This window comes from Streptomyces colonosanans (assembly GCF_001866645.1).
GTDB classification, from domain to species: Bacteria; Actinomycetota; Actinomycetes; order Streptomycetales; family Streptomycetaceae; genus Streptomyces; species Streptomyces colonosanans.
This window is the reverse complement of the sequence record NZ_MLYP01000037.1, coordinates 61,880-88,333: the sequence shown is the minus strand read 5'-3', so window position 1 is coordinate 88,333 and position 26,454 is coordinate 61,880. Positions and strand designations below refer to the sequence as shown.

Annotated in this window: 30 protein-coding genes and 1 tRNA gene; 13 read left to right on the top strand and 18 right to left on the bottom strand. The window is 68.4% G+C overall.

Features of this window, described 5'->3' with window-relative positions; translation table 11 throughout:
* Window positions 1-18: 18 nt before the first annotated feature.
* Window positions 19-438 (bottom strand): YchJ family protein, encoded by a 420-nt coding sequence (locus BIV24_RS13775; RefSeq protein ID WP_071366596.1) that lies wholly within the window; start codon window positions 436-438, stop codon window positions 19-21.
* 198 nt (window positions 439-636) lie between these two features.
* Here BIV24_RS13775 and BIV24_RS13770 point away from each other — a divergent pair, with 198 nt between their 5' ends.
* The 3 genes from BIV24_RS13770 (at window position 637) to BIV24_RS13760 (ending at window position 3,699) form a co-directional block, all read left to right on the top strand.
* Window positions 637-948 (top strand): dsRBD fold-containing protein, encoded by a 312-nt coding sequence (locus tag BIV24_RS13770; protein WP_071366595.1) that lies wholly within the window; start codon window positions 637-639, stop codon window positions 946-948.
* 12 nt (window positions 949-960) lie between these two features.
* Entirely contained in the window at window positions 961-2,268 is a 1,308-nt protein-coding gene (locus BIV24_RS13765; protein WP_071366566.1) for a phosphoribosyltransferase, read from the top strand.
* 300 nt (window positions 2,269-2,568) lie between these two features.
* Window positions 2,569-3,699 carry a CapA family protein gene (locus BIV24_RS13760; protein WP_071366565.1) on the top strand — a complete coding sequence of 377 codons (1,131 nt, stop codon included), beginning with the start codon at window positions 2,569-2,571 and terminating at the stop codon, window positions 3,697-3,699.
* 13 nt (window positions 3,700-3,712) lie between these two features.
* Here the strand turns inward: BIV24_RS13760 and polX are convergent, their stop codons facing one another.
* The 5 genes from polX to BIV24_RS13745 form a co-directional block, all read right to left on the bottom strand.
* On the bottom strand, window positions 3,713-5,440 hold the full coding sequence (polX, locus tag BIV24_RS13755; protein WP_071366564.1) for a DNA polymerase/3'-5' exonuclease PolX: 1,728 nt from the start codon (window positions 5,438-5,440) through the stop codon (window positions 3,713-3,715).
* Window positions 5,441-6,103: 663 nt separating this feature from the next.
* Window positions 6,104-6,286, bottom strand: a complete 183-nt coding sequence (locus BIV24_RS31855; RefSeq protein ID WP_079168253.1) for a hypothetical protein — start codon at window positions 6,284-6,286, stop codon at window positions 6,104-6,106.
* Window positions 6,287-6,295: 9 nt separating this feature from the next.
* Window positions 6,296-6,505, bottom strand: a complete 210-nt coding sequence (locus BIV24_RS13750; RefSeq protein ID WP_071366563.1) for a DUF397 domain-containing protein — start codon at window positions 6,503-6,505, stop codon at window positions 6,296-6,298.
* 139 nt (window positions 6,506-6,644) lie between these two features.
* Entirely contained in the window at window positions 6,645-6,890 is a 246-nt protein-coding gene (locus BIV24_RS36655) for a DUF7848 domain-containing protein (protein WP_079168252.1), read from the bottom strand.
* Window positions 6,891-7,107: 217 nt separating this feature from the next.
* Window positions 7,108-7,383: a hypothetical protein gene (locus BIV24_RS13745; RefSeq protein WP_107459419.1), complete on the bottom strand. Its 276-nt coding sequence runs from the start codon at window positions 7,381-7,383 to the stop codon at window positions 7,108-7,110.
* Window positions 7,384-7,791: 408 nt separating this feature from the next.
* Here BIV24_RS13745 and BIV24_RS13740 point away from each other — a divergent pair, with 408 nt between their 5' ends.
* Together BIV24_RS13740 and BIV24_RS13735 are read left to right on the top strand one after the other, a co-directional pair.
* A complete protein-coding gene (locus tag BIV24_RS13740; protein WP_071366561.1) occupies window positions 7,792-8,547 on the top strand; it encodes a DUF5919 domain-containing protein in 756 nt (251 codons plus the stop codon).
* On the top strand, window positions 8,540-9,007 hold the full coding sequence (locus tag BIV24_RS13735; RefSeq protein WP_071366560.1) for an NUDIX hydrolase: 468 nt from the start codon (window positions 8,540-8,542) through the stop codon (window positions 9,005-9,007). Before BIV24_RS13740 ends, BIV24_RS13735 begins: the two co-directional genes overlap by 8 nt.
* A gap of 72 nt (window positions 9,008-9,079) precedes the next feature.
* Here the strand turns inward: BIV24_RS13735 and BIV24_RS13730 are convergent, their stop codons facing one another.
* The 8 genes from BIV24_RS13730 to BIV24_RS13705 all read right to left on the bottom strand — a co-directional run bounded on the left by BIV24_RS13730 (window position 9,080) and on the right by BIV24_RS13705 (window position 14,822).
* A complete protein-coding gene (locus tag BIV24_RS13730; RefSeq protein ID WP_071366559.1) occupies window positions 9,080-10,486 on the bottom strand; it encodes a DUF3987 domain-containing protein in 1,407 nt (468 codons plus the stop codon).
* An 88-nt stretch (window positions 10,487-10,574) separates the two neighbouring features.
* Window positions 10,575-11,315: an Lsr2 family DNA-binding protein gene (locus tag BIV24_RS13725; protein WP_071366558.1), complete on the bottom strand. Its 741-nt coding sequence runs from the start codon at window positions 11,313-11,315 to the stop codon at window positions 10,575-10,577.
* A 440-nt stretch (window positions 11,316-11,755) separates the two neighbouring features.
* Complete coding sequence (locus BIV24_RS33865; RefSeq protein WP_143064608.1) at window positions 11,756-12,088, bottom strand: phage terminase small subunit; 333 nt, start codon at window positions 12,086-12,088, stop codon at window positions 11,756-11,758.
* Window positions 12,089-12,211: 123 nt separating this feature from the next.
* A complete protein-coding gene (locus BIV24_RS13715) occupies window positions 12,212-13,120 on the bottom strand; it encodes a phage major capsid protein (protein ID WP_071366557.1) in 909 nt (302 codons plus the stop codon).
* Window positions 13,121-13,134: 14 nt separating this feature from the next.
* On the bottom strand, window positions 13,135-13,479 hold the full coding sequence (locus tag BIV24_RS33860) for a hypothetical protein (RefSeq protein WP_143064607.1): 345 nt from the start codon (window positions 13,477-13,479) through the stop codon (window positions 13,135-13,137).
* A 28-nt stretch (window positions 13,480-13,507) separates the two neighbouring features.
* On the bottom strand, window positions 13,508-13,723 hold the full coding sequence (locus tag BIV24_RS33275; protein WP_071366556.1) for a helix-turn-helix domain-containing protein: 216 nt from the start codon (window positions 13,721-13,723) through the stop codon (window positions 13,508-13,510).
* Window positions 13,724-14,145: 422 nt separating this feature from the next.
* Entirely contained in the window at window positions 14,146-14,655 is a 510-nt protein-coding gene (locus tag BIV24_RS33855; protein WP_143064606.1) for a hypothetical protein, read from the bottom strand.
* Window positions 14,652-14,822 carry a helix-turn-helix domain-containing protein gene (locus tag BIV24_RS13705; protein WP_245766800.1) on the bottom strand — a complete coding sequence of 57 codons (171 nt, stop codon included), beginning with the start codon at window positions 14,820-14,822 and terminating at the stop codon, window positions 14,652-14,654. Before BIV24_RS13705 ends, BIV24_RS33855 begins: the two co-directional genes overlap by 4 nt.
* A 126-nt stretch (window positions 14,823-14,948) precedes the next feature.
* Between BIV24_RS13705 and BIV24_RS13700 the strand changes: the two genes are divergently transcribed.
* The gene (locus BIV24_RS13700) at window positions 14,949-15,500 is read left to right on the top strand and encodes a hypothetical protein (RefSeq protein ID WP_071366555.1); all 552 of its coding nucleotides are present in this window, start codon (window positions 14,949-14,951) and stop codon (window positions 15,498-15,500) included.
* A gap of 17 nt (window positions 15,501-15,517) precedes the next feature.
* Window positions 15,518-16,789 carry a tyrosine-type recombinase/integrase gene (locus BIV24_RS13695; protein WP_107459415.1) on the top strand — a complete coding sequence of 424 codons (1,272 nt, stop codon included), beginning with the start codon at window positions 15,518-15,520 and terminating at the stop codon, window positions 16,787-16,789.
* An 88-nt stretch (window positions 16,790-16,877) separates the two neighbouring features.
* Here BIV24_RS13695 and BIV24_RS13690 read toward each other — a convergent pair.
* Window positions 16,878-16,965 (bottom strand) — tRNA-Leu (locus tag BIV24_RS13690).
* Window positions 16,966-17,110: 145 nt separating this feature from the next.
* On the opposite strand from BIV24_RS13690, the gene BIV24_RS13685 reads away from it, so the two are divergent.
* From BIV24_RS13685 to BIV24_RS13675, 3 genes are all read left to right on the top strand, one after another.
* On the top strand, window positions 17,111-18,475 hold the full coding sequence (locus BIV24_RS13685) for a M20/M25/M40 family metallo-hydrolase (protein WP_425442565.1): 1,365 nt from the start codon (window positions 17,111-17,113) through the stop codon (window positions 18,473-18,475).
* A 197-nt stretch (window positions 18,476-18,672) separates the two neighbouring features.
* A complete protein-coding gene (gene chpH / locus BIV24_RS13680; protein ID WP_071366552.1) occupies window positions 18,673-18,906 on the top strand; it encodes a chaplin ChpH in 234 nt (77 codons plus the stop codon).
* 149 nt (window positions 18,907-19,055) lie between these two features.
* Window positions 19,056-19,823, top strand: coding sequence for a chaplin (locus BIV24_RS13675; protein WP_071366551.1), 768 nt, complete (start codon window positions 19,056-19,058; stop codon window positions 19,821-19,823).
* A 169-nt stretch (window positions 19,824-19,992) separates the two neighbouring features.
* Here BIV24_RS13675 and BIV24_RS13670 read toward each other — a convergent pair whose 3' ends face one another.
* Window positions 19,993-20,181 (bottom strand): DUF5703 family protein, encoded by a 189-nt coding sequence (locus tag BIV24_RS13670; RefSeq protein WP_005485166.1) that lies wholly within the window; start codon window positions 20,179-20,181, stop codon window positions 19,993-19,995.
* Between the two features lie 47 nt (window positions 20,182-20,228).
* Here BIV24_RS13670 and BIV24_RS13665 point away from each other — a divergent pair, with 47 nt between their 5' ends.
* The gene (locus tag BIV24_RS13665) at window positions 20,229-20,921 is read left to right on the top strand and encodes a hypothetical protein (protein ID WP_071366550.1); all 693 of its coding nucleotides are present in this window, start codon (window positions 20,229-20,231) and stop codon (window positions 20,919-20,921) included.
* Window positions 20,922-20,976: 55 nt separating this feature from the next.
* On the opposite strand, the gene BIV24_RS13660 is transcribed toward BIV24_RS13665, so the two are convergent.
* Both BIV24_RS13660 and BIV24_RS13655 read right to left on the bottom strand, forming a co-directional pair.
* On the bottom strand, window positions 20,977-22,983 hold the full coding sequence (locus tag BIV24_RS13660) for an ATP-dependent DNA helicase (RefSeq protein WP_177198711.1): 2,007 nt from the start codon (window positions 22,981-22,983) through the stop codon (window positions 20,977-20,979).
* Window positions 22,984-23,210: 227 nt separating this feature from the next.
* Complete coding sequence (locus tag BIV24_RS13655) at window positions 23,211-24,194, bottom strand: aldo/keto reductase (protein ID WP_071366548.1); 984 nt, start codon at window positions 24,192-24,194, stop codon at window positions 23,211-23,213.
* A 136-nt stretch (window positions 24,195-24,330) separates the two neighbouring features.
* Between BIV24_RS13655 and BIV24_RS13650 the strand changes: the two genes are divergently transcribed.
* Together BIV24_RS13650 and BIV24_RS13645 are read left to right on the top strand one after the other, a co-directional pair.
* Window positions 24,331-25,386, top strand: a complete 1,056-nt coding sequence (locus BIV24_RS13650) for an LLM class F420-dependent oxidoreductase (protein ID WP_071366547.1) — start codon at window positions 24,331-24,333, stop codon at window positions 25,384-25,386.
* A 293-nt stretch (window positions 25,387-25,679) separates the two neighbouring features.
* Window positions 25,680-26,366 (top strand): histidine phosphatase family protein, encoded by a 687-nt coding sequence (locus BIV24_RS13645; RefSeq protein WP_071366546.1) that lies wholly within the window; start codon window positions 25,680-25,682, stop codon window positions 26,364-26,366.
* Window positions 26,367-26,454: the final 88 nt, after the last annotated feature.

The window sequence follows — 26,454 nt, the reverse complement described above, 5'->3', positions numbered from 1 at the left end:
GTCCCTACGGAACGGGCGTCAGTCCACGAAGTCGCCGTCGACGTACACCCACGCCCCGTCGACCCGCTCGAACCTGCTGTGCTCGTGCAGCGAGCCGCCCCGGTAGGAGGCCCGGAAGGTCACGGTCCCCGTGGAGTGGAACGCCGAACCGTCCGTCGTGTCCAGGATCTCCAGCCCCGTCCACCGCATCCCCGGGTCGAGGTCGAGCCGGGCGGGCCGGGTGCGCGGATGCCACGTGCGCAACAGATAGCCCGCGTCCTGGCGCACGAAGGCGCTGTACCGCGAGCGCATCAGCGCCTCGGCGGTCGGTGCGGCGGCGGCACCCATGGGGGTCCCCCCGGCCGAGGGTGTTCGAGGCTGGGGGAGGAAACGGCCGCAGCACTTCTCATACGCCTCGGGCAGGCCGCACGGGCAGGAACGCGTGGTCATGACCGCCATTGTGCCCGCTGCGCCGGGGAGCCCCGCGGGCTGGCCACGGCAGGGCCTCGGACGGTGGGACCGGCCGTGCCCGCTCGCCCCGATGTGCCGGAACACCAGGGCCGTCCGCCCCGTGCGGCAGGCGCCCATCGGAGTCACAGTGGAAAGGGGCCGCGCCCCCTGTCCCCTTGTCCCGCACGGCATGAGGAGGGACGGATGATGACCAGAGCCGCCGGCAGCCGGCCTCCGTCCGCCAAGGAGTGGACGCTGCGTCTCTACCTTTCCGAACACGATCCGGACACCACGGCCCGGGTCGTCCTGAACACCGGTGACAACGTGCTGGAGAGTCTTGCCGAGGCCCACCGGAACCCGTACGACACGGCGGTGCCCGAGATCGGTGACGAACTCGCCGTCGGCCGGGCCCTGGTCGCGCTGGGCCAGCAGCTGCTCCGGGCGGCCGCGGGTGACATCAGGGACGTCGGGGCGTCGGAGGAACCCTCGCCCGCGCCGCTGTGGTCGCCCCGGGAATGAGGAGGCTGAACCGTGCTCTTCTTGGATCGTCTCGAAGCGGGACACCGGCTGGGTGCCCGCCTGGCGCATCTCAGGGGCGAGGACGTGGTGGTGCTGGGGCTGCCCAGGGGAGGAGTGCCGGTTGCCGCGCAGGTCGCCGGGGCGCTCGGCGCGCCGCTGGATGTCTGTCTGGTACGGAAGCTGGGCGTGCCCTTCCAGCCGGAGCTGGGAATGGGAGCGCTCGGCGAGGACGGCGTACGCGTGATCAACGACGCGGTGGTGCGTGACGCGCGCGTCACACCGGAGGAACTGGCGCAGGTGGAGGAGCGCGAGAGCGAGGTACTCCAGCGACGGGGCCGGCTCTACCGAGGTGCGCGTGCGCCGGTCGATATCGCGGGGCGGACGGTGGTCGTGGTCGACGACGGGGTGGCCACCGGGTCCACCGCGCGGGCGGCCTGCCGGATCGCGCGGGCCCGTGGAGCGGCGCGGATCGTGCTGGCGGTACCCGTTGCGCCGCAGGACTGGACCGAGCGGCTGGGCGGGGACGCCGACGAACTGGTCTGCCTGGAGACGCCGCGCGACTTCTATGCGATCGGGCAGTTCTACGCCGACTTCTCCCAGGTCGAGGACGAGGAGGTTGCCGCCTGCCTGGAGCGGGCGACGGGCCGCTCACACGGATCCGCCGCCGGCGCCGGGCGCGTGGACCGGGAGGTGGACGTCGTGGCCGGTGCCGTGCTGCTGCGAGGGCAGTTGACGGTGCCCGAGGGGGCGGCCGGGATGGTGGTCTTCGCGCACGGCAGCGGCAGCAGCCGGCGCAGCCCGCGCAACCGGTTCGTGGCCGAGGGACTGAACCGGGCCGCACTCGGCACCCTGCTGTTCGACCTGCTCACCGAGGACGAGGAGCGCGACCGGGCCAATGTGTTCGACACCGGTCTGCTGGCCGGGCGACTGGCCGACGCCACCGGCTGGCTGCGCGGACAACCCGAGGCCGAGCAGCTGGCGATCGGGTACTTCGGCGCCAGCACCGGCGCGGCCGCCGCCCTGTGGGCCGCCGCGGAGCCGGAGACGCACGTCGCCGCGGTCGTCTCGCGCGGCGGCCGGCCCGACCTCGCCGGGCTCCGGCTGCCCGCGGTGACGTCCCCCACGCTGCTCATCGTGGGTGGCGCCGACCTGACCGTGCTCGACCTCAACAGGCAGGCGCAGGCCCAGCTGCGCTGCGAGAACAGTCTCGCGATCGTCCCCGGCGCCACGCACCTGTTCGAGGAACCCGGAGCGCTGGAGGCGGTGACCGACCTGGCCCGCGACTGGTTCACCGACCACATGGCACCCGCCCATGTCTAGTGCCCCGACAGGCCGTGTTCGCCCCGTCGCGACGCCCGGCACGCTCCCCCAAGCTCTTCGAGCAGGGGATACCCCCACTCGCCGCACCGGCCGAAAACCCAAGGACATCCAGTACGAGGACTTCCGGCCGGCACGCCGGTGGGGGCACCGCCCGCGCGAGCGAAGCCGAGCGAGGGGGAACGCGCCGGACGCCGCTCCCTGACGGGCAAACGTTGCCTGCCGGGCACCAGCACCGCACCCGCAGCCATGACGACCGGGTGAGCCTTCGCGCACGGCCGGAGCGCGCATTAGCGTGAAGGGATGAACGAGGGTGCGGTCACCCTGTTCCTCGGCGGTGACGTGATGCTCGGCCGGGGCGTCGATCAGATCCTCCCGCACCCCGGTGACCCGGCACTGCGGGAGACGTACATCCACGACGCCCGGAGCTACGTCGGCCTGGCCGAGGTGGCGAACGGGCCGATTCCGCGGCCGGTCGGCTTCCGCTGGCCCTGGGGCGAGGCGCTGCCGGTCCTGGACGACGCCGCGCCCGACATACGCGTGATCAACCTGGAGACCGCCGTCACCCAGGACGGGGAGTTCGCCCCCGGCAAGGGCGTCCATTACCGGATGAACCCGGCCAACCTGCCGTGCCTGGCCGCGGCCCGCCCCGACGTCTGCGCCCTGGCCAACAACCATGTCCTCGACTTCGGCCGGCGGGGCCTGGACGAGACACTCGACGCCCTGGCGGAGGCGGGCCTGCGCACGGCGGGGGCCGGCCGGAACGCCGCTGCGGCGAGGCGGCCGGCGATCGTCCCCCTGAACACGGGAGGACGGGTGCTGGTCTTCTGCTTCGGGATGCCCTCCAGCGGGATCCCGCACGGCTGGGCCGCCACCGAGGAACGGGCCGGTGTCGACTTCGTCGCGGGACCGTCGGCCACGGCCGCCGAGAGCTTCGCCGACCGTCTGCGGCAGGTGAGACAACCGGGCGACATCACGGTCGCCTCGGTCCACTGGGGCGCCAACTGGGGCTACGACGTCTCCCGCGCCGAGGTCCACTTCGCCCATGCGCTCGTCGACGCGGGCGCCGACGTCGTGCACGGACACTCCTCACACCATCCGCGCCCGCTGGAGGTGTACCGGGACAGGCTCGTCCTGTACGGCTGCGGTGACCTGGTCGACGACTACGAGGGCATCGGCGGTTACGAACGGTACCGGGACGACCTGCGGCTGCTCTACCTGGTGTCGCTGGAGCCGGACACCGGCCGGCTGGCCGACGCGCGGATCGTCCCCCTCCAGGCGCGCAGGATGCGCCTGGAGCACGCGTCGGCCGAGGATGCCGAGTGGCTGCGTACCGTCCTCGACACCTACAGCCGGGACATGGGGACCCGCGTCGGCCGCGGGCCCGACGGCACGCTCGTGCTGCGGCCACCCGACGGAGGGCGGCACACCTGACCCGGGGCCGCTCTCAGACGGACCCGTCCTTGCGCAGGAACCGGCGCAGACGACTCAGCGGCCAGGTGTTGACGACGTCCTTCGGGGTGAGCCAGCCACGCTGTGCGGTACCGACCCCGAAGCGCAGACAGGCGAGGTGGAGGACGGAGTGGGCGTCGGTGTTCACGGCGAACTTCGCGCCGTACTGCCTGGCGCGCAGGATGTCCTCGTCGCACAGGTCGAGCCGGTCGGGCTGGGAGTTGATCTCCAGCGCGGTGCCGGTGCGCGCACAGGCGGCGAACACCTCGTCCCAATCGGCGTCCACCTCCGGCCGTTTGCCGATCAGCCGGGTGGTCGGGTGACCGATGACATGGACGTGCGGGTTCTCGCAGGCCCGTACGAGCCGCCTGGTCATGGCCTTGCGGTCCAGGTCGAAATGAGAGTGCAGGGAGGCCACGCAGAGGTCGAAACCGGCGAGGAACTCGTCGGGCCAGTCCACCTCCCCCTCGGGATCGATGTTGAGCTCGGTCCCATGCAGCAGCCGCATCCCCCGGTGGGCACCGTCCAGCGCCCGTACCCGCTCCCGCTGGGCGAGGATCTTCTCGTCGGTCATGCGCTGCATGTACAGGTTGGGCGCGTGGTCGGTGACCGCGTAGTACGCGTAGCCGCGTTCGGCGGCGGCCGTCACCATCGTCTCCAGCGGCGCGAGGCCGTCGGTGAGGTCCGTGTGGGTGTGCAGGTCACCGCGGATGTCCCGCTCGGTCACCAGCTCGGGCAGCTCGCCGCGCAGGGCGGCGTCGATCTCCCCCCGGTCCTCACGCAGCGTGGGCGGGATCCACGGCAGGCCGAGCCGGGCGTACACGTCCTCCTCCGAGCGGGAGGCGACCGACGTCCCGCTGTCCACGTCGAACAGGCCGTACTCGGAGAGCTTCAGCCCCTGGCGGACGGCGATGGTGCGGGTGCGGATGTTGTGCGCCTTGGAACCGGTGAAGTACTGCAGCCCGGCACCCCACGAGACCGGCGGGAGCACCCGCAGGTCCACCTGGACGCCCTTGGTGGTGCGGACCGACCTCTTCTTCGCGCCGTGGGCGATCACCTCGGCGGTGGACGGCAGAGCGGCGAGTGCGTCCATGAAGGGTGCGGACCGCGCCGCGGCGACGAGGATGTCGATGTCGCCGATGGTCTCCTTCATCCGGCGCAGCGACCCGGCGTATGTGCAACGACGGCAGCCCTTCACCTCGGAGAGTTCGGCGACGATGTCCTCGGCGGCGTCCATGGCGAGATGCAGCGGGATACGGCCGCCCGCCTGCCGCAGGAGGGCGATGCCGTGCAGGATGTTCTCCTGCGTCTTCTCACCGAAGCCCTTGAGATCGTGCAGTGCGTCCGCCTCGATGGCTGCGGCCAGCTCGTCCACCGACGAGATGTGCAGGTCCTCGTAGAGCCGCAGGGCCTTCTTCGGACCGAGCGTGGGGATCGCGACGAGTTCCCGTACCCCGGCGGGGATCCTCGACCGGCGTTCCTCGACCACCGAGACGGTGCCGGTGCGCAGATACTCGACCACCTTCTCGGCGATCGACCTGCCCACGTTCGGGATGTCCCGCAACCCGTCGGCGTCCAGACGGGAGATGTCCTCGGGATGGCCGCCGATCGCACGCGCGGCCTTCTCGTAGGCGCGCACCTTGAAGGCGTCGCCTCCGGTGATCGCGATGAGGTCCGCGTACTCCCGAAGGAGCGCCTCGACCTCTTCGTTGGGCCGGGCCACACCTCAGAGTCTAGGAACCTCCCCGCCGTGCCGGCCAACGCGTGAGGCGCCGGACGGCTTCGGAAAGCGGGTTTCCTCGTCGGCGATGCCACTCGCGTTCGCGATGAGTTCGCCCCAGGGCGCCGTGCGGCCACCATCGACCGCCTGCGCGCTCCCAGCACCTCACCACCTGGATCACCGAGACGGAAACCCACCGCAACGCCGCCGCCCGCCTGGCCGCAACCCGGCCCATGCCCCTCAGCCGCGACAGGACCGGTCAGCTCGCGAACGCCGCCGGAGGCGACGCCGACGCCCTGCGGACCGCACCCTCGAGGCCCGCTTGTTCGCGGAGCTCGGCGTCACGCTCGAATATCATTACGCGCAACGCAAAGTGCTGGTCGGGATCTCTCCCGGCCAGCACTTGGTTGGTGAAAATTCGGTGTCCGAGGGGGGACTTGAACTCTCCACTCGGGCACCAGCCCATTAGTTAGCTGACCTGCGGGAACGTACGCTCTGAGCCTTCTTCGAGACTGTGAGCGTTGGTCATGCTCACCTGCTGTTTCTGCCCGTTCCTGGCCGCTGTTGGTCATGCGTTGGTCACGTGGCCAACCCGCTCTGAGTGGCCGGAAGCCCCCACCATGCGCCACGGGGGAGGCACACGACGGGGGCGGAGTGCGGGGCGGTTCAGCGGCGTAGATCCCGGTCGTCGTCCAGCCTGCGGAGCGCAGTGATCAGCATCGGCCGGTAACCGGAACAGGATCGTTCACGCGGCGGCGTCCAGACGAGCCAGCACGACAGGCACCACAGCACCCCGGAGTGTTCCGGGTCGGGCTCTGCGCTGCCGCCGCACTGCGGACACTGCCCCATGAGGACTCCCTACGCCGACAAGTCGAACTCGCCCAGCTTGGCACCGGACAGGAACTCGGTCCACTCGACAGCCGTAAACTCGACCGTCTGACCGGTCACGGAGTTGCGCACCGCGACCTTGTCAGGAACGTTCGTCGCCACCTCGACACAGCGGGGGTCGTTGTTGTTGTACTTGCACGCCGTAGACGTGCGGAACTCGAACTCGGGGACTGCCGTCATTGCCTATCCCTTCGTCGTGCTGTTGCGGGGAAGCGGTCCCCACACCGTTGTGCGCCCCGCTCCAGGACTGAACTGAGAGCGGGAGTCCAGGGGGTGTCACTCGCGAGATCTGAACAGTGCGACAGGCCCCATTCCTTGATTAGTTGGTCAGCCACGCTCCCGGCTCGAATCGATAGGGACGAGTGATGACTTCCCGATAGTTCAGATGGCCGGGGTTGGCCTTGAGGTGACCAGCGGCCCACTCTGAGCCGTCAGCTGGGTCTGTACTGCCGTCGCTGCTCTGCCCGCACCTCTTGCATTCCATGGCGTAGAGAGTGGGGTCGCCGTCCTCGGTTCGGTCCGGCGTCAGCGTGTGCTCACGGAACCGGTATGTTGCCCGCACCATCACGCCCCCTCTCGCTGAGCGCACCGCTCGCACGGGAACGTGCACGGGGGCAGGGAGTTGGGCGGGAGCGCGATCACGCCGGATGCCGGGTCAAGGGTGCCGCCGTATTCCTTCCACCAGTCGCCGTCTGAGGACCGTTCCGAGCCTTCAACCAGGCTGACCAGATCAGGCTCAGGAAGGGAACTTTTACGGGCGCTGAGGTGCCTTGCCGGGGCAGTCATGCCTTACCCCCGCTGATGAGTTTCTGGTAGAGCTTGATTTGTTCGCCCACCTCAAGGCGCAACGCATTCCAGGACTGGGCGGACACCGTTCGATCCAAGTTCCACGCGGGGTGGCTGATCTGTTCGGACATGGGTGCGTCGTCGTTGAAGCCAGACAGCTTCCTGACGGCCTCCACGTCGTACGGGGCCGTTGCGTACCAGTGGCTCTCAGTCATGCTGTCAGCAGCCGACTGAAACCACTTCCACCCCTTGGGCAGCGTCCGGGCCGTCATGACTTGGCCTTGGTCGGGCATTCGACGCACGAGTACGGACGGCCGGACGGCTCTTCGCCGCAGGGCTGCACTCGCCGGACGACTTCCAAACTCCCAAACAGCTTCCGGCACTTGCGACACTTCTCGCCCCTGGGGGCGTACGTCATGTACTCGTCTTGCTGAGCGTCGGTGTCAGCCTCCGCCCGCTTCTGCCACTCGGGCGGTCGGGATGTAGCTTTGGGCACTGTCGTCAACCCCTTGTCGGTTGGTGGCCACGCCCCCGGACCGTCGCCACGGTCGCGGGGGTCTGTGCGTCCAGTCACCCACCACACTTCCGCCCCTGATGGTGCGTTCCTACTTCGTTCCGAGACCGTTAGGCACGGAACAGGTCTACCGTGAGAAACGTGCCTAACGTCCCAGGGGGTACTTGTGAATGAAGCACTGCGCCGTGCCATGCTTCAGGCTCGGTTGACAGACCGTCAGTTAGCTGAGAGGTGTGGCGTCGACATCAAGACTGTCGGTCGATGGATCACCGAGACCGGGCGGGTTCCTCGTGCCCGGCATCGGTGGGCCGTCTGCGAGGCGCTCGGGGAGGACGAGGCGGTGCTATGGCCAGCAGCCGCGAAGAAGGCAATCAAGGTCGGTCCGGACCGTGAGGTCGTTTCCGTCTATCCGTACCGGTCGAGCTGCCCGGCTTCCCTATGGCAGTCGTTGATCACTAAAGCCGAGCGAGAGTTGACCTTCGCCGGTTACACCAACTACTTCCTGTGGCTCGAACAGGCCCGATTCGGCGCCGCGTTGCGTCGCAAGGCGGCTTCTGGGTGTCGAGTGCGCTTCCTGGTTGGCAACCCCGACAGCGATCTCACGCGGTCCCGCGAGCAAGACGAAGCTGTGGCGCTCACGCTGGCAACGCGTATCCGCGTGACGCTCGCCGAGCTGGAGAAGATCAGAAGCCAACCAGGCATCGACGCGAGGTTCAGCGACGGGCACGCCCACTTGTCCGTGTTCCGCTTCGATGACGACATGATCGTTACGCCCCTGCTGACTCACAGCGTTGGGCACGACGCCCCTACGCTGCATCTGCGCCGTTACCAGGATGACGGCATGTTTGATCGCTTCGCTACACATGTTGAGGAACTGTGGAAGCGAGGCACCCCAGTGTGGGACGAGGAAGGTAATGGGTAGGCGCGATTACGAGGATGACCCGAACGCCCCGGCCGCGAACAGCCTGGTTCCGGCCGCTTCCGCCATCGTTGTTGACGGCTCTGGACGCATCCTGCTTCAGCGTCGGCGCGACAACGACATGTGGGCGCTCCCCGGTGGCGTCATGCACATTGGCGAGTCCTTGCCGGACTGCGCGGTTCGAGAAACCCGCGAAGAGACCGGGTTCGATGTCGAGATCATCGGCATCGTCGGGACCTACACGAACCCCCGTCACGTCTTCGCGTACGACGATGGCGAGGTACGGCAGGAGTTCTCCATCTGCTTCCTGGCTCGTCCTGTTGCTGGGCAACTGGCGGTATCCGAGGAATCCACAGATGTCCGTTGGTTCCAGCCCACAGAGGTCGACGCGCTCCCCATGGTCGCCAGCATCCGTAAGCGAGTGAACGACTGGCGCGAGGGCAACATGCCTGCCGCCCGGTAGCCGGTACCTCGGCACTGTCCCTCAAACGAAAGAAGCCCCGACCACGTGAGTCGGGGCGCTTCCATTGGTTCGTTAGAGCAGCGCGCGGAACGGGTTCTCTTCGAACGCTTCGGGCCGCTTCGGTTCGGGCGCAGGCTCCGGGGCCTGATTGGGTGCCGGACGGTAGGCGTCCAGGCTCACGACGCTTGCGCGGTTCTGCTCACGCTCCGCTCTGGCCGGCTGCGCTTCTGAGTGACGGGAACTGTCCTGCTTCCTGTCGCTGTCCGTGCTGGCCGGCTGCGGCACTGAGTCACCGGAACTGTCACCGCGGAGTGTGAAGACGGTGGCCGGTCGGCCGGTCTTCCCCGACCGTTCCACGGTCACGACGATTCCGGACAGTTCCTTGACCTCAGCGGCCGTCGCCCCGACGAACGGGAGAACCTGAGAGGACGTTGCGCGACCGCCGTGCATCTCGATCCGTGCTCGCACCTTGTCTTCGAGACTGAGCGGCTGGCGCTTCACCTTCGGCGCAGTCGCTCCCTTGGTGATCCGTACGGCGTCCTGTACCGACCGCCGAACCAGAGTGAAGGCGGCCGACAGCATCTCTTCCGAAATCGTCTCCGAGCACTCGGACGCTGCGAGGCAGGCAGCGACCCTCAGCGTCTGCTCTGCGGTCCGTTCGATAAATACGGCCTGCCCTTCCGGCAGCGCCTCACCAAGGATGCGCGCATAGCGCCGTACGATCCGCCACAAAGGCCGGGCGTCCTCCCCGAGCGTGATCACACGGGGTCGTGCGGTGGCCCAGCCATAGGCGTCGGACAGCTCCCGTCCATCCACCTGCGGCAGGGTCACCCGGTCGTCATCGAGCATCGGCACGGAGCCGAGCAGGAACGGCAGGATGCGGTTATACGACCCTCCGGCCGCTTCAGACTCACCGACGTACTTGGCCCAGTCAGACGGGGTGATGTGCGAATGCAGGACCATGGCAGGGTCGCGGACTTCCTGGGCCTCATCCTTGGTGGTGTTACGGAGAGTTGCGCCATCCCAGGCAGCGCGGAGCTTGGTGGTGAAGGACGGGTCACGCTTGACCCGCTTCAATACCTCGGTCCATTCCTCTTCCACGACCATGGATCGGACGTCACGCCCGTGCTCGGTCTCCGCAGTGGCTTCCTGCTGTTCCCACAGATGGTGCACGAGACTGGCACCGGACGTGATGCCGCTGGTTGTGTGGGTAGCCAGGAAGCGGCCCAGGCTCTTGTCCAGGACGTGATGCGCGGCCCGGAGGGCAGTTCCCTTGCCCCTGCCCGTTCCGGCCACCAAGGCTGACCAGATCAGCACAGGGCGAGCATTGCCACGGGATGACACCTTGACTGTGCCACCGAGAGCGGCACTCCACATCGAGAGGACGGCCACGTACACCCCCAACGCATCCGTTTCCAGGAACGGGGCGATCCGGCGAACCGCTCGACCGATGGGACCGTACAGAACGGGGGTGCTCATGACGCCTCTATCTCAAGAAGGGTTAGTTGGGTGGCCTCTGGCCGGGGAGGCCGGGCGCACTCGGCGCCCGGCACGGTGGGGGCGGCGGTTAGGCCGCTGCCGCTTTTCCCTCCGACGCGTCCCGGTGCTCCCACGCATGACGCACGTGCATCGGGATTCGCCCCTTGGTAGGCACGGTGAAGCCGTTCTCTCGAGCCCACGTTCGTACGGCGCGGTTCCGCTCTCGCTCACTCATCGCGGAGCGGTCGACCTTGGCAGGCTCCGGAAGCGGGTCACCACCAACCAACTCACCCGAGCGAACAGCCGACTTGAAACGCCCCGACTCCCGCACGTCCATCACAGGGATGCCACGCTCAGCAGCGTCACGCAGTTTGGTGCCGTTCCGGTCGCCTCCGTCACCAAGGATGAGCAGGACCGTGCTGTCATCGGCACGACCGACCACCTCATAGCCCATGCGGCGCACGGCTTCCCGTGCGTCGTCCCACTCGTATCCCGGAACCTCACCAGCGATCATCACGGATCGGGCAGGTGCAGGGCCCGACACCCCCACGGGAACCGCTTCCGGCTCCGGCTCCGGCTCCGGCTCCGGCTCCGAGACAGGCTCAGCAACCGGCACGGACTCAGGCTCAGTCAGCGTGGCCCCGTTCTCAGTCGGAACGCCCAACGCGTCGCAGAGGTAGCGACCGAATGTGACGTCATGCTCCAAGCACAGGTGCCACGTGTCCATTCCCAGCGTCAGCGATGACGTGGCCTCCACTTCCGACCCGTCACGAGCAATGTGGGCATCGCAAAAGGTGTATTCAACGGGAACAAGAACTGTCTTGATCATCGCGCCACATTCCTTTGATGGGTGGAAGTCTCAGCGAGTACCCGGAGCCTTGCTCTGACGGCCTCCCCGCTTGACTTCTATTCTCCCAAACCCATATCACGGAACGGTAACTAACGAATTTCTGAAGCGTTACTCAAATGATTATAAGGGTGGGGGTAATACTTTGTTTCAATAGAAAAGGACCCACCGGGGGTGCTGTCCTTCCATCGCGTTTGCCAATCAAATCCCCAAAGCCTCAGAACGGCACTCATAACACTTCTTCGGTTGGTGCTTCAGTTCGTCGTCCCACGGCCGCACTTTTCCGGTCAGTTGCCACCCGATGTGCATGGCGAACTCCTGCACACATTCCGAGCATTGCGGTTCAGACCACGGGCACTCATAGCCAGCCCGGTGTATGCCGTCGTGGGCTCCTGCCGCACCGGCCTTGGCTGCACGCCTACTCACTCGTCCCCCTCAAAGGTCCATCCCAGCCGCTTCATGCCGTCAGCGGTCAGGCCGAGGGCGGTAGCGAGTTGTCTGTATTCCGTCAGATGGTCACGGGTGGCAGTTCCGTCAAGAATCTTGCCGTAATAGGTCAGCATTACGGCCACAGTCGGAACGTAGGACTCATCCCATCGTGCAGCCTGAGGGCTGTTCCACCATTGCTGCCACTGCTCGCGTTCTGGAGCCGACCACTCTCTTACGGAAGGAAGATCAGGAACGGGCAAGCCGTGATCGTTCGGCAGCACATCCAGTCCCTTGTATCGAGAGTGCGGCGAATTCGGGTTACGCATCTTTGGCATTGGGACCCTCCGGTTTCCGTTACGGGGTGTCGACGGCCGGCGCAGGCTTCTGGTCGACGGACAGTGAGAAGAACGGGCCCCCGCGGATTGGCAGGGGCCCGAACTAATCGAAGGTTAGGCAGTAGGCCACGTGACAGCGGCCTTGACGATTCCCTTGGTCGGCTTGGACTCATCAAAGGTGCTGTCGGACTTCTTCGTGTCCAGTTCCGGGTATCGCACGATCTTCCCGCCGTACAGATGCAGGGTGTCGATGTAGTCAGCCCGGTACTTCTCCGACTGCCCCTCACGGAAACCGCTGAACTGGCTGGCGTAGGTGGCAAACTCCGAGTGACCAGCCACAATGTCCACACCAACGGGCATAGCCGTAGTGGTCAGAATCGTGAAGCCAGCAAGGCGAGCAACGACACCGTTCGCGGTCACGCCACCCTCGCCGTACGCTGCAGCGTTGGCCACGGCCGGATGCTCGATGAGGTACCGCTTCACACGCGGCGAGACGACCACGTAGCGGCCTGCCGGGATGTCGTTGTCGTCAAGGGCCAGCATCATGTCCAGGATGCCGCTGTACAGGCTCTGAGGGATGTTGTCGGCGGTCGGCGTGACGGCCGGAAGCGCCGTCGCCCCAGTGGCGATGATGTTGCCCATAAAGGTGTCAGCCTCACGGGCCAGGGCGCGAATCATCTGCTGGTTAATGGGCGAGTCCAGGCCCCCGGCGAGCTGAACCCGTTCCGCGTTTTCCACGAGAACCTGAAGAAACTTCGCCTCAGTAATGGTCAGCGCCTGGTCCACGGTTTCCGGCCGCTGGGCCGTCATTCCGTCAGCGATCGTGTAATCGCCAACCGTGGGACGAAGAAGGCTATTGATGTGGACCACATCGCCCTTCTGTCGGATCTCGCCCTCGTACTTGTTATTCGAGACGATCGGCGAGGCCCAGACCAGAAGCGGATCAAACTGCGTAAGAAGGTCGGCATCCCAAATTTCCGGCACGAACGTGATGGTGCCGGGCTGCTGATAGGCAAGGCTCATAAATAAACTCCTAGTTATCGCTTACGAACGTCGAGAGAAACACGGGGGCGCTCAGGGAGAGGGCCACCACTGCGGTTAGGGCCGGAGCCGACAAGATGAGGGAACGCCGGTTCCTTGGGCTTGAAAGGCGCCAGGGCCTTGTCCATTGCCTCGGCCGAAGGCTTGCCGTCTTCACCAAGTAGCTTGGAACCATCCAGGTAATCGGTGAATCCATCGGGGAGAGTGATCCCGGCCTGGGCGGCATAGCCCTTGAGTTCGGCCCGTGCCAGCTTGCCGGAATACTCCCGCTCAACCTCGGCTCGAACAGGGGCGGAAGGGTCGGCCGGCACGGCCTCGGGAATCGGTTCTGCGTCGCTCATGGCGACCTCCTAAGCTAATGGTTCTGATTCAGGCGGGCCGGTCGGCTTCTGTGACGGTCATGAGCGCTACCAGAGGGGTGCGCAGGTAGTGGGAAGCCTGGGCGAGGGTGCGAAGGCTCGGGCAGGTCTCTCCGGATTCCCACCGATAGATCGTGGACGGCGCCACAGCCATTTCGTCGGCCAGTTCCTCAACAGACAGGCCAAGCGTGATACGGCGGGCAGTGAAGAAGTGGCGATCGAACATGGTCACTCCTGTTGGTCGTTCGCAGAGAAGCAAATAAGTGGGGTGGCCGCGCGCCAGCCTCGGCCGCGCTCGGACGCGAGGAGTTTTCCTCCCGCACCCTGCCCGGGGAGGAAAAACCACAGGGGCTGAGCAAGGCTGAGGAACACTCGAAAGCATCAACGGCCCAAGCCGGAGATTCGAACAGCGACGAGCGAGAGCGAGGAAGCAGCATTCACTTCCCAAGAAGAAGCGGGCACCTTCAGGGGCGCCCGCGTGCTTCAACTCAATCAATCTCACAGATACAGAAAACCGCCCCCTTCAGAGGGGGGCGGCTTGCTGAACTTCTCCACTGCTGTTGGACCCCGGCCCCTCAGCCGGGGCGCTCACTAGAAGATACTGATACACCCAGCCCAGGCTTATAGGAGAGAGTGTGTTTTCGCAGGTCAGGGGGCTGGTGCCGGTCCTGAGAGGAACGCCTGATCGTCTGCCTTCACGCCCTCGGTGTAGAGGTCCAACCAGAACTGTGCTCCCTCCGATTCCGGAACACGCACCGGTTGCCGTCGGGCCGTGGCTGCCCCCATTTCCCCATGCCATCCGCATCGCTTCGGGTCATCTGGCGCGTGGCCACCACCGCGCACCTCGTAGGCCAGCAAGACGCATCGCGCGTTTGCTTCCGGAGCAGCAAGCCCGGCCTTCTTCAGCTTGCCTATCAGTTTTCGTATACCGCTGGCCTGAATGCCCAATCGCTGCTCCAACTCCTCAGGCGCGAACTCCGCATGTCCGTAGGTGTCGGCTCTGCCGACCGCGTAGAGGAACAACCGAAGTTCCGAGTTGATCGCCTTCGCCCGTCCGGCCTCGAACGCCGCCGATTGACTCAGCCCGAACCATGGCCCCCTCCCCGGAGGTCGCTCGGCCTTGACCAGTTCATACTCGGCGTCCCACGGCGGAATCACTCCGCCCCCTGAGCGTCCAGCCAGCGGTCCAGGTCCGCAGGGCGGCACCGAAGCGACTGTCCCACCTTCCGGAACGGGATCTGCTCGGCCTTCCAGTTCCCGTACACCCATTTCTTGGGCTTGTTCAGGTAGGCGGCCACATCGTCAACGGTCATGAGCTTGGTCAATGCGTCTCCCCTGCGGCCGGTGGGCGGCGCTTCCGCCCGTTGCTGTCCGGCCTATTTCCACATGTACGCACACCCACCCCGCCTGTCAAACCTGGGTATGACCACCCGGGGTGGTATGGTGAGGGTATGAGCGAACACATCGAGATCAGCCAGGACGTAGGCCCGTGGCGGGTACACATGCGCTGGGCGGCCGACGCCGACCCGGCCAGCGGCCCCGGACGTGTGCTGATCACCCCGCACCCAGACGCGGACCCCGCTTCCACGCAGGGTGGCGTGTCCTCCACCGTGCTGCGCCAGGTCGACTTCAAGAGGGCTGGCGACCAATTCCGTGCCGCCCGGCCGGCCGACTCTGAGCAGCAGGTCACGCAGGAGGCGGAGGGAGAGGCGCTGCGGTGGCTGCTGGCCTCCGAGGGCATCTCGGATGCGTACCTGGCCTTTCTGGCAGAGGCGTACGTCAGGGCCGTTTCACGGGCCGTGCCCAACGTCACCGCGCATCTGGCCGAACTAACCCACAAGCGTCCCGAAACGATCCGGGGCCACCTCAAAGAGGCCCGGAAGCGGGATCTGCTGACCACGGTGCCCGGCAAGGCCGGGGGTCAGCTCACCACCAAGGCGAGGGAGATCACGACAGGCGCATACCTCGACAAGATCACTGATCACCTCATGGGCAACGACTAGAAGGGCACCCTTCCCACGTGACGAAGCGCGGTAACGGGCTCGGGGGGACTCCGGTGGAGATCCCGCGCAAGGGCAGACCGAACACCTGGGGTGTGCGTACGCCGCTCCACTTCAACAAGGCGACAGGCAAGAGGGAGCGCTACTGGATAGGTCGCGAGTACAAGACCAAGACGGAGGCGGAGAAGGCACTCCGGCAGTGGCACACAGACCACGAGGCGGGGAAGATCGCGGCCCGCTCTGACATGAAGCTGGGTGACTGGCTCGACAAGTGGCTGTCGAATCTCAGGAAGGAGGGAACTACCGTGGCCGGGTACGAGACGAAGATCCGTCTTCACATCAAGCCGCACATCGGCAGCGTGAAGCTGTGCGAGGTCACCGACGACGCGCTTGATGATCTGTATCGGCTCTTGGAGACCGCTCCGTGTCCGACCAACAAGGGCAAGCCGCTCGGGGCGAAAAGCGTCCGGCACATCCACAACATCCTGTCCGGTGCTCTCGGGGCTGCTGTGCCCAAGCTGATCCCCGCCAATCCGGCGGCGACTGCGCACCCGCCCACGGCGCGGGAGATACGGGCGCAGGAACAGAAGTACCCCACCGTGGACGACGGCCAGACGGCCCGTTTCCTGGCAACCGTGTGGGAGCCCTGCGGGAACCGGGCCTGTGACGGTGGCCTGACCCATCACTGTCTGCGTGATGCTCCGCTGTGGACCGTCTACGCCGCTACCGGCGTGCGGCGCAGTGAGGCACTTGGGATGAAGTGGTCTCTCGTCCACTGGGAAGAGGGAGCCATCGAACTGGGCTGGGTGGTGGTCGAAGAGGGCAACACTTATCGCCTCCGGAAGCTGACCAAGGACGGTGACGACAACGCGCTGATCTACGTGGACCAGAGCGTCATGAACGTTCTGAAGTGGCAGAAGGAGCGGCAGGACGCCGAGCGGGCACGCCTCGGCTCCGCCTGGGTCGATCATGACCTTGTGTTCGCCCGAGACGGCTTCAAGCTCTACCGAGGCGAGGCCGGGGGCCCGCAGGACCCGGAGAAGGTGTCTGCACGGTGGCGCACCCTGCGCACCCGCCTGCACCTGCCGGAGGACTTCCGGATTCACGACTGGAGGCACAGCAAGGTCACGAACGATCTGGAGGCCGGAGAGAATCCGGTAGAGGTCTCCGCCAACGTCCGGCACCACTCGCCCGGCTACACCATGGCCCGGTACGGCCACTCTCGTAAGGACGGAGCGCGCCGACTGGCCGCCTCCGGTGCGGGCCGACTTGGCCTGTCCTCCCTGGTCTGACCTGGGGAGTCTCCAGGCTGTTGGTCACGTGGTTGGTCACGCCATAGTCCTGGAAAGCAAAAAACCCCTGGTGAACAGGGGTTTCAGCTGGTGTCCGAGGGGGGACTTGAACCCCCACGCCCGATAAAGGGCACTAGCACCTCAAGCTAGCGCGTCTGCCATTCCGCCACCCGGACCAGGTGTCTGTCGTGCGGTCTTCCCCGCGGCGACGAAGGAAACATTACCAGGCTTTCGGGGGTGTTCGATCACGCCCCGTTCCCTCGTGAACGGCGCGTGAGGGGCCGGGACCGGTCTTGGGGAGCGAGGGGGGTCGGAGGGAGGATGAAGGGACCACCAGCAGTGACAGCGGGAGGAACCAGCGTGACCCACACGGACACGGCCAGGAACGTCACCGGCGAGGACGAGGTCGTGGACCTCTGCCGCGAGCTGATCCGGATCGACACCAGCAACTACGGCGACCACTCGGGGCCGGGCGAGCGCAGGGCCGCGGAGTACGTCGCCGAGAAGCTCGCCGAGGTGGGGCTCGAACCGCAGATCTTCGAGTCGCACCAGGGACGGGCCTCCACGGTGGCCCGTATCGAGGGCGAGGACTCCTCACGGCCCGCGCTGCTGATCCACGGCCACACCGACGTCGTACCGGCCAACGCGCAGGACTGGACGCACCACCCGTTCTCCGGCGAGATCGCCGACGGATGCGTGTGGGGGCGCGGCGCGGTCGACATGAAGGACATGGACGCCATGACACTGGCGGTCGTCCGTGACCGGCTGCGCAGCGGGCGCAGGCCGCCGCGCGACATCGTCCTCGCCTTCCTCGCGGACGAGGAGGCCGGCGGCACCTGGGGCGCCCGGCACCTGGTCGACAAGCACCCGGATCTTTTCGAAGGGGTCACCGAGGCGATCGGAGAGGTCGGCGGGTTCTCCTTCACGGTCAACGAGAAGCTGCGGCTGTACCTCGTGGAGACCGCGCAGAAGGGCATGCACTGGATGAAGCTGACCGTGGACGGCACCGCCGGTCACGGTTCGATGATCCACAAGGACAACGCCATCACCGAGCTGTCCGAGGCCGTCGGCCGCCTGGGCCGGCACAAGTTCCCGGTGCGGGTGACCAAGACCCTGCGGCACTTCCTCGACGAACTCGGCGACGCACTCGGCACCGAACTCGACCCCGAGAACATGGACGAGACACTCGCCAAGCTCGGCGGCATCGCCAAGCTGATCGGCGCCTCGCTGCAGAACACCGCCAACCCGACCCAGCTGGGCGCCGGTTACAAGGTGAACGTGATCCCGGGACAGGCCACCGCGCACGTCGACGGGCGCTATCTGCCGGGTCACGAGGAGGAGTTCCTCGCCGACCTCGACCGCATCCTGGGCCCGCGCGTCAAGCGCGAGGACGTGCACACGGACAAGGCGCTGGAGACCACCTTCGACGGGGCGCTGGTCGAGGCCATGCAGACCGCGTTGTCCGCCGAGGACCCCATCGCCCGCGCCGTGCCGTACATGCTGTCGGCCGGTACCGACGCCAAGTCCTTCGCAGATCTCGGCATCCGCTGCTTCGGCTTCGCGCCGCTGAAGCTGCCGCCGGAGCTGGACTTCGCGGGCATGTTCCACGGTGTCGACGAGCGGGTACCGGTGGATGCGCTGAAGTTCGGCGTGCGCGTCCTCGACCGGTTCATCGACGCCTCCTGAGGGCCTGCGCGTCGCTCCCAACCCCCTTCGTCGCGCCTCGGGTTGGGCGTCGACGTGCGACCCCGGTATTCGCGAGCGTGTACGGGAGTAGACGAGAACGGGTGAATGCGACCATAGGCTCGTAGCCCCATTACTCCCTCCTCGTTACAGGTGGTGCGGTCCGAGGCTTGGATCGCGTTTGCCAACAAGGAGGAATAATGATCAAGAAGGTCGTCGCTGCTGCGGCTGCCACTGGTGGTCTGGTTCTCGCGGGCGCGGGCCTGGCCGTCGCCGACTCGGGTGCCTCGGGTGCCGCTGCGAACTCCCCGGGTATCCTGTCCGGCAACGTCGTTCAGGTTCCGGTGCACGTCCCGGTGAACGTCTGCGGCAACACGATCTCGGTGATCGGGCTGCTGAACCCCGCCTTCGGCAACACCTGCGTCAACAGCTGACGTTGTGCCTCACCCCATGAGGGTCTGAGTCCGTCGGCCCCGGAGTGCGTGCCGCACTCCGGGGCCGACCGGTTCCTCCGCGCCCGCGCATCCAGCGCGCGGGCGTGTTCCGGAAGGTCCACGACAACGTCGAAGGCAGGGAATCAACAATGCGACAGGTCACCCGCAAGGGCCTGATGACTGTGGCGGCGGCGACCGGCGTCCTCGCCGTCACCGGCGGCTACGCGCACGCCGACTCGGGTGCGAACGGATCGGCCACCGGCTCGCCCGGTGTGCTCTCGGGCAACACGGTGCAGGTGCCCGTGCACGTACCGGTCAACGTCTGCGGCAACACCGTGAACGTGATCGGACTGCTCAACCCGGCGACGGGCAACGCCTGCGCCAACATCGGTTCGGGCAGCCGCACCGGCGGCGCAGGCGGCGCGTATGCGCAAGGGCGCACCAGTGACTCGCCGGGAATCGGCTCCGGCAACACCGTGCAGGCGCCGGTGGACGTGCCCGTCGACGTCTGCGGCAACTCCGTGAACGTGGTCGGCCTCGGCAACGGGGCGGGCGGCAACCGCTGCGCCAACACCGGCGGCGGCCAGTCGACCACCCCGCCCCGCGGGGGCGGCAGCACCACGCCTCCGCGAAGCGGCCACGAGACACCGCCCGGCAGCCACGGCGGCACCACGCCTCCCAGCACGCCCGAGCACCCGGGGCGGCCCGGTCACCCGAACCACCCCGGCACACCGCAGCAGCCGAGCGGCGGCTACGGCCACACCAATCACCCCGGTACGCAGGTCCTCACCCAGCCCCAGGGCGCCGCACAGCTCGCCCACACCGGTAGCGCTCCGCTCGGCATCCTGGTGCCGGCCGGCGCGGGGGCCCTGCTCGGCGGTGCGCTGCTCTACCGCAGGGCGCGCGCGCACGTGTAACGCGGAGGCGGGAGCGCCCCAGCGGCCGTCCCGGCCCAGGGCGTCACACCGCGCGCGACTCATCACGGTCTGACAGCGCGCCCGTCGCACGCACGCCGTATCCCTCCCCGCACGGCGTGCGGATCGGGCCCCGCCGCAGCGGGGCCCGATTCATTTCAGCCACCTTGGGTCACCATGTGGCACGCACCTGGCGGATGATCCGCCGGCGCAACCGCACCCTGCGGCTGCCGTCGCGCAGCAGACTCAGGCGGTCCAACTCCCAGTGTCCGTATTCGGCATGGTCTGTCAGCAGGCGCGTGGCGTCCTTGCGCGAGACCCCGCGCGGTACATACACATCGACAAATTCGTATTCCGGCATCGCATCTATTGTGCGGGCTGGGGTCCGCTACGGATAGCGTCTGCACTATGTCTGATGCTGTGCAGCCGACCGCTACCGAGGTACGCGCCGCCGCCGAGGCGGTCAAGACCGCGCTCGACCGCCACCTGGCCGCGGTCGAGCGCAGGACGGGTGAGGACGACCCGGCCGTCTACGAGGCGTTCAACGAGCTGGCCGCGGCGGCCGAGGAGTACGACGAGCTTCTCTACGACCGCTACGACGAGGTCACGCCCTTCGAGATCCCCGAGGTGGAGGAAGAGCTCCCGCCGTACACGGGCCCCGAGGAACCGAACGCGCTGAGCGTGCTGATCCGCCGGGACTACACGGTGGTGGAGCCGCAGCGGCTGCTGACGCAGGCGGAGCGTGTGGAGGCCGCGGAGGAGGAGGGCGCGCCGGAGCCGTCGTCCGGCACGGTCCACGGCGCCCTCGGCGTCCTCTTCGGCGAGTTCGAACCCGACGAGATCGCCTCCCGGCACAAGGAGTTCGGCCTGGAGGAGGGCGACTCCACGCTGTGGGTGACGGCCGCGGACGAACCCGCGGAGCCGGGCGAATGGCTGGAGGCCCCCTTCGAACCCGTCGATCCGCACAGGGTCGTCTGCCGTTTCGACATGAGCGCCGTCTTCGACGAGGAGTCGGAGGACGACGACGTGGAGGAGGACCTCGGACCCGATTCCGACCTGGACGACGACGAGGACCTGGAGCCTCTGGACTCCGACCGCTAGTGCCGGGGCAGGCAACGCGCGCCCGGCGACGGGCAAACGTTGCCTGCCGGTGGCACTAGCGGCGCAGCAGTACGGGCAGGCGAGTGGTCCGCGGCCTGGCGGGGACCTCGGCCACAGCACGGGGCAGTGCCTGCTCCACCCCGTGCACCACGGACAGGTGGCCGACCGCACGGCCGAAGGCCGTGTACACCCAGGGCCGGGTGAGGGCCTGAGCGGCGTCACCGGGCAGCACCACGACCACCGCCCGCCACTGCTGCCCCACCGCCTGGTGCGCGGTCAGCGCCCAGCCATGCCGCACGCACTGCCCCACCCGCTCCTTCGGTACGACGACGGGGGCACCCGAGCACTCCAGGTGCAGCCCCTCGGCGTCCGCCTTCACGACACGGCCCGGCAGCGTACGGCCCGGGGCGGGGGAGTAGGCGATCCGGTCGCCCGGGTCGAAGCCGCCGAAGCGGCCGGGGCCGGGGTTGAGCCGCTCCTTGAGCGCCGCGTTCAGCGCGCGTGTGCCCGCCGCCCCGCCGTGGCCAGGTGTGATCACCTGCGTCTCCTCGGCCGGGATGCCGAGGGCACGCGGCACCGAGTCCGCGACCAGCTGCACGGTACGGTGCACCGCTTCCCCGGCGTTCCGCACCGGCACGATCACGACCTCGTTGCCGGGCGCGTCGACCTGCGGGAGCTCACCGACGCCGATCGCGGAGACCAACTCGCCGATCGGGCCGGGGTCGGGCGTGCGTGAGGCGATCTGCGGGCACACGCGGGCGGTGAGCAGATCCGCGAACACCCGTCCCGGACCGGCCGACCCCAGCACCCCCGGATCTCCGCTCAGCACCAGGCGGGCGCCGTCGGGCAGCGACTCCACGAGCAGGGCCGCCGTCTCGACGTCCAACTGGGGCGCGTCGAGCACGATCAGCAGATCGAGGTCCAGCGCCCCGTCCGCGTCCCGGCCCGGGCCCTCCGCACCGGACAGGAGGCCCGCCACCGTGGCGAGCGCCGGACGCGTCGGCTCCGCGGGGGCATCCGGAAGACCGGGCCGGCTGAGCAGCGCGGCGAACGGACGCCGGCCGGCCGGGCTGTGCAGGGCGGCCCAGGCACGTACACCGAGCCGCTGCGCCGCCTGCAGCAGCGTCGCCGACTCGGCACGCGACGCCTCCCCGCCGGTGTGAAGCACCAGTCCGTGGCCCGCGACCGCGCGGATCAGCTCCGCGGCACAGCCATGCGCCGATCCGGCTTCCCGCTCCCAGTCCGCGGCCGAACCGTCCTCCTTCGGTACGGAGTCGAGCAGTCGGGCCAGTCCGTCGGCGAGGCTCTCCTCCGCGAGCGCGTACCGCTCCAGGCCGATCATGAGGCGGACCGGGCGCTCGTCGTCCTCCTCGTCCGCATCCGGTGCGGCCGTCTCCAGGGCGTCCTCGAAGACGAGGGCCTCACCCTCGGCGATCGTGCTGCGGAGGGCAGCATCGGGGTCCGGCACCGAGCGCTGCGCGAGCGCGGCCTCGAGGGCGGGGGCCTCCAGCGCGGTGTGCCCGGCCAGGGCCGCCTGCTCCAGCAGCCAGACCGTCACCGCGCGGGCCCGGCGCTCGTCGTCCGGGCGGCACTCGGCGCCGAGCAGCGCCCGGGCGAACCCGTCGGCCTGCTCGGGCCGCACACCGGCGACCCGCAGCAACTGCCAGGGGTCCGCGCGCAGTCGTGCGTCCGCGCCCTCACCGAGGGCCTCGGCGACCTGGGGCGCGAGGGAGTCAGGGGCGCCGCCCCCGGCCAGAACGGCCTGTACGGCGGCGACGGCCTCCGCGGCGGGGGCCGCAGGCGCGACCGGGGGCGCCACGGGCTGCGGGCGCCGCACGGGCTCGGGGGCGGCGGGCCGGCGCGGGGACGGTGCCTGCCCGCCGAACGTGCCCGGCACCGGCTTCTCGCCGCTCTCCACGGCCCGCACCGCCGCGAGCAGGTCGGCGGCCTTCCCACTCAGCTTCCCGCCGGCCTCGATCGGGCCCTTCCTCTCCGCCTTCCGCCGCTCGATCCGCTCCCGTTCAACCCGCTGAGCGGCCAGCTCGGCCTCGGCCGCGGACATCTGGGGCGAGGTGTCGCCCTCGCCGGTGCCCGCGCTCCGAGAGCCATCGTCGGTTGTGGTGCCGTCGGCCGGTGTCGCTGATGTCGCGGAGACCTCACCGGCCGCAGGCGCCGGCTCCGGGCCCCCTGATGCTCCGCCGCCGTCCGTGCTCCCACCCGTCCCGGTCCCGGCCTCGTCAGCCGGTTCCCCCGGGCTGGGGGCCGTCTCCGTGGTTTCCGGGTCCGTGGTCACAGCGTGCTCCAGTCGTGATCGGGATAGCGGTGTACCGGGGCCGACACATCGTCCAGCGCCCGGCAGATCTCGCCAGGAAGACTAAGCGTCTCCACTGACAATGCCGTCGTGAGCTGCTGCGCATTGCGCGCACCGACGATCGGGGCGACCACGCCCGGCCGGTCGCGGACCCACGCCAGCGCCACCTGGAGCGGTGTGGTGGCCAGTCCGTCGGCGGCCGTCTGCACGGCATCGACGATGCCGCTCGCCGTGTCGTCGAGGTACGGCGCGACGAACGGGGCCATGTGCTCGGACGCCCCGCGTGAGTCGGCCGGCGTCGCGTTCCGGTACTTGCCCGTCAGCACGCCCCGGCCCAGCGGAGAGGACGGCAGCAGCCCGACCCCCAGGTCCAGCGCCGCCGGCAGCACCTCGCGCTCCACTCCGCGCTGCAGCAGCGAGTACTCCATCTGCGTGCTCGCGATCCGGGTCCGTACACCCGGCTCCGCGAGCTGCCAGGTCGCCGCCTTCGCGAGCTGCCAGCCGCAGAAGTTGGACACGCCCGCATAGCGCGCCCGGCCACTGCTGACCGCCAGGTCGAGCGCCTGCAGGGTCTCCTCCAGCGGGGTGGCGGCGTCGAAGGCATGGATGTGCCACAGATCGACGTAGTCCGTGCCGAGGCGGGAAAGCGAGGCGTCCAGCGCGGCGAGCAGATGCCCGCGCGAACCGTCGAAACGGCGGTCGGGGTCGGGTACGCTCCCCGCCTTCGTCGAGAGGACCAGATCCCGGCGTGGCACGAGCCCGTCCACGAGCTTCCCGAGCAGATACTCGGCCTCCCCGTCGCCGTACACGTCCGCGGTGTCGACGAGGGTCCCGCCCGCCTCCCAGAACACCTTCAACTGGTCCGCGGCGTCGTGCTCGTCCGTGTCACGTCCCCAGGTCAGGGTGCCGAGTCCGATCCGGGACACACGAAGGCCGGTACGGCCGAGATGCCTCTGCTCCATGAACGCCGAGATTACGGCCTGAACTTGGCTCATGGGGGGCCTGTGGACAACCGACTTCCCCCGTGTCCGCGGCCAGGCCGGTCGACTACTGTCTCCCTCCACAAGGGACATTACTGAGCGGTAAGGGGATTGGGTCATGCAGCTCGGGATCAACCTCGGCTACTGGGGCGCCGGGATGGACGCGGACAACCTGGCCGTGGCCCAGGAGGCCGACCGGCTCGGATACGCGGTGTGCTGGGCGGCCGAAGCGTACGGCTCCGACGCGGCCACCGTGCTCAGCTGGGTCGCGGCCCAGACCGAGCGCATCGACGTCGGCTCCGCCATCTTCCAGATCCCGGCCCGTCAACCCGCGATGACCGCGATGACCGCCGCCACCCTCGACTCGCTCTCCGGCGGCCGCTTCCGCCTCGGTCTCGGCGTCTCCGGTCCGCAGGTCTCCGAGGGCTGGTACGGCGTCACGTTCGACAAGCCGCTGTCCCGCACCCGGGAGTACGTGGAGATCGTGCGCAAGGCGATGGCGCGTGAGCGGTTGACGTACGAGGGCGAGCACTGGACCCTCCCGCTGCCCGGCGGCCCCGGCAAGCCGCTCAGGCTGACCGTGCACCCTGAGCGCGAGCACATCCCGCTCTACATCGCCGCGATCGGCCCCAAGAACCTGGAGCAGACCGGCGAGATCGCCGACGGGGCCCTGCTGATCTTCCCCTCGGCCGACCACCTCGAGGAGACCGCGATCAGGCATCTGCGCGCCGGACGCGAGAAGGCCGGCCGGACCCTCGACGGCTTCGACATCTGCCCGACACTCCCGCTCGCCGTCGGCGACGACAAGGACGTGGCCGCGCTGGCCGACTTCTTCCGCCCCTACACCGCCCTGTATGTCGGCGGCATGGGCAGCCGCAAGCAGAACTTCTACAACCGGCTCGCCCAGCGCATGGGCTACGAGAAGGCGGCCGCCGAGATCCAGGACAAGTACCTGTCGGGCGACAAGCAGGGTGCTGCCGCCGCCGTCCCGCACGAGCTGATCGACCAGACCACCCTGCTCGGCTCCGTGCACCGCATCGCCGACCGGATGAAGGCCTACGCCGCGGCCGGCGTCACCACGCTCACGCTCGCCCCTGCGGGCTTCACGCTGGAGGAGCGGATCGCCTCGCTCCGGGCTGGATCCGAGGCCCTGGAGCGGGCCGGGCTCGCGTAACACGAGCGGAAGGTCTCCACGGCCGTGGTGGGGGCTCGGGTGTCTTCCCCGCCACGGCCGTCACCGGGAACAACGCGTCGGCAGGCCCCTGGTTACGCGCCGCGCGGTCCTCCCTGTCCTTTGTTCGGCACAGGCATCCGGGGCCCGCGAGGACGGCACCGGAGTTCGCGTAGGCGCCGGAAACCTGCCACACGCGCGTGGCGCGCACGCCGGCGCCGCCGTCCCCGGGATCACCGCAGGGCCGCCCTTCGGCCCTGCGCGGGAGTCCGGGGGCAGGTCCTAGGCTGGGCCGCATGCCCACGTTGATCCTCGTCCGGCACGGACGCTCCACCGCCAACACCGCGGGACTGCTCGCCGGCTGGACGCCCGGCGTCGCGCTCGACGAGCGCGGCATCGCGCAGGCCGCGGCCCTGCCCGGGCGGCTCGCCGAACTGCCGATCTCCGAGGTCGTGACGAGCCCCCTGCAGCGCTGCCAGGAGACCGTCCGGCCGCTGCTCGACGCCCGCCCCGGACTGCGCGCGCACACCGACGAACGCATCGGCGAGTGCCACTACGGCGACTGGTCCGGCCGCAAGCTCGCCGAGCTGAAGGACGAGCCCCTGATGGAGGTCGTCCAGGCGCACCCCTCGGCGGCGGCCTTCCCCGGCGGCGAGTCGATGCGGGCCATGCAGACCCGCGCCGCGGAAGCGGTACGGGAGTGGAACGCGCGCGTGGAGCGCGATCACGGTGCGGACGCCGTGTACCTCATGTGCTCGCACGGCGACATCATCAAATCCCTTGTCGCGGACGCCCTCGGCCTTCATCTCGACCTCTTCCAGCGGATCTCCGTCGAACCGTGTTCCATCACCGCGATCCGCTACACACGACTGCGGCCGTTTCTCGTACGTCTCGGGGACACCGGTGATTTCGCCTCCCTGGTGCCGCGTGAGGAACCCCCCGGCCAGGACGCCACGGTCGGGGGCGGTGCGGGCGCACCGTGATCGTCGGCCGCAGTAGGGTGAAGCGGTCGAACCAGCGCAGTAGTTGTCAGCAGCAGTAATCGTCAGCAACCGAAGCGGGCCGGCGCGG

Bases quoted from the DNA above. Each gene is read 5' to 3' on its own strand.
- BIV24_RS13760 (WP_071366565.1), top strand. From the start codon at position 2,569: ATGAACGAGGGTGCGGTCACCCTGTTCCTCGGCGGTGACGTGATGCTC.
- BIV24_RS13770 (WP_071366595.1), top strand. From the start codon at position 637: ATGACCAGAGCCGCCGGCAGCCGGCCTCCGTCCGCCAAGGAGTGGACG.
- BIV24_RS13725 (WP_071366558.1), bottom strand. From the start codon at position 11,315: ATGATCAAGACAGTTCTTGTTCCCGTTGAATACACCTTTTGCGATGCC.
- BIV24_RS36655 (WP_079168252.1), bottom strand. From the start codon at position 6,890: ATGGTGCGGGCAACATACCGGTTCCGTGAGCACACGCTGACGCCGGAC.
- BIV24_RS31855 (WP_079168253.1), bottom strand. From the start codon at position 6,286: ATGGGGCAGTGTCCGCAGTGCGGCGGCAGCGCAGAGCCCGACCCGGAA.
- chpH (WP_071366552.1), top strand. From the start codon at position 18,673: ATGATCAAGAAGGTCGTCGCTGCTGCGGCTGCCACTGGTGGTCTGGTT.
- BIV24_RS13650 (WP_071366547.1), top strand. From the start codon at position 24,331: ATGCAGCTCGGGATCAACCTCGGCTACTGGGGCGCCGGGATGGACGCG.
- BIV24_RS33860 (WP_143064607.1), bottom strand. From the start codon at position 13,479: ATGAGCGACGCAGAACCGATTCCCGAGGCCGTGCCGGCCGACCCTTCC.
- BIV24_RS13670 (WP_005485166.1), bottom strand. From the start codon at position 20,181: ATGCCGGAATACGAATTTGTCGATGTGTATGTACCGCGCGGGGTCTCG.
- BIV24_RS33275 (WP_071366556.1), bottom strand. From the start codon at position 13,723: ATGTTCGATCGCCACTTCTTCACTGCCCGCCGTATCACGCTTGGCCTG.
- BIV24_RS13700 (WP_071366555.1), top strand. From the start codon at position 14,949: ATGAGCGAACACATCGAGATCAGCCAGGACGTAGGCCCGTGGCGGGTA.
- BIV24_RS13655 (WP_071366548.1), bottom strand. From the start codon at position 24,194: ATGGAGCAGAGGCATCTCGGCCGTACCGGCCTTCGTGTGTCCCGGATC.
- BIV24_RS13675 (WP_071366551.1), top strand. From the start codon at position 19,056: ATGCGACAGGTCACCCGCAAGGGCCTGATGACTGTGGCGGCGGCGACC.
- BIV24_RS13745 (WP_107459419.1), bottom strand. From the start codon at position 7,383: ATGACGGCCCGGACGCTGCCCAAGGGGTGGAAGTGGTTTCAGTCGGCT.
- BIV24_RS33865 (WP_143064608.1), bottom strand. From the start codon at position 12,088: ATGCGTAACCCGAATTCGCCGCACTCTCGATACAAGGGACTGGATGTG.
- BIV24_RS13775 (WP_071366596.1), bottom strand. From the start codon at position 438: ATGGCGGTCATGACCACGCGTTCCTGCCCGTGCGGCCTGCCCGAGGCG.
- BIV24_RS13735 (WP_071366560.1), top strand. From the start codon at position 8,540: ATGGGTAGGCGCGATTACGAGGATGACCCGAACGCCCCGGCCGCGAAC.
- BIV24_RS13665 (WP_071366550.1), top strand. From the start codon at position 20,229: ATGTCTGATGCTGTGCAGCCGACCGCTACCGAGGTACGCGCCGCCGCC.
- BIV24_RS13750 (WP_071366563.1), bottom strand. From the start codon at position 6,505: ATGACGGCAGTCCCCGAGTTCGAGTTCCGCACGTCTACGGCGTGCAAG.
- BIV24_RS13730 (WP_071366559.1), bottom strand. From the start codon at position 10,486: ATGAGCACCCCCGTTCTGTACGGTCCCATCGGTCGAGCGGTTCGCCGG.
- BIV24_RS13660 (WP_177198711.1), bottom strand. From the start codon at position 22,983: ATGTCCGCGGCCGAGGCCGAGCTGGCCGCTCAGCGGGTTGAACGGGAG.
- BIV24_RS13715 (WP_071366557.1), bottom strand. From the start codon at position 13,120: ATGAGCCTTGCCTATCAGCAGCCCGGCACCATCACGTTCGTGCCGGAA.
- BIV24_RS13645 (WP_071366546.1), top strand. From the start codon at position 25,680: ATGCCCACGTTGATCCTCGTCCGGCACGGACGCTCCACCGCCAACACC.
- BIV24_RS13685 (WP_425442565.1), top strand. From the start codon at position 17,111: ATGAAGGGACCACCAGCAGTGACAGCGGGAGGAACCAGCGTGACCCAC.